Annotated in this window: 1 protein-coding gene; it reads left to right on the top strand. The window is 56.9% G+C overall.

Annotation, left to right across the window (positions count from 1 at the left end):
• Positions 1 to 60: 60 nt before the first annotated feature.
• On the top strand, positions 61 to 501 hold a 441-nt coding region (locus ROTMU0001_RS07740; protein ID WP_005509067.1), incomplete at its 3' end, for a helix-turn-helix domain-containing protein.

Below are 501 nucleotides of genomic sequence, written 5' to 3'. Positions count from 1 at the left end.
ATGAACTGCCTCCCGTTTCTTGGACATCAAAACTAAAGTCCAAGAAACAGGAGGCTTTTCATGTCTATCAATCTGGGATTAAGACATGATCGTTTGCTCCGGGAGCAAGCAGCGCAAATGTTCGAGAGAGGATTCGGCTATGGTCTGACCGCCAGGAAGCTTGGTGTGTCCGCCGCGACTGTGAGAGAGTGGCAGAAGATGTACCGCGTCATCGGGAGGGACGGGCTTCTTACCATGGGAGTAAAGCGAACCAAATACGACTATGAGACCAAGGTCGCCGCAGCGCAGGCTGTGGTTGATGGTGGGATGAGTAAGCCTGAAGCGATGGTGCATTTCGGTATTGCAAGCGCAACACCGTTGAAGCAGTGGTGCAGGCTGTACCGCCAGGGCGGCGCGCAGGCGCTTAAGCCTAAGCCCAAGGGCAGGCCGAAGGGGTCGGTGCGGGCGGTGCCGCCAACGCGTGAGGAGGAACTCGAAGAGCGTGTGCGCAAGCTTGAGGCA

The sequence above is a fragment of the Rothia mucilaginosa ATCC 25296 genome (genome assembly GCF_000175615.1).
GTDB classification, from domain to species: domain Bacteria; phylum Actinomycetota; class Actinomycetes; order Actinomycetales; family Micrococcaceae; genus Rothia; species Rothia mucilaginosa.
This window is presented reverse-complemented; position numbering and strand designations above follow the sequence as displayed.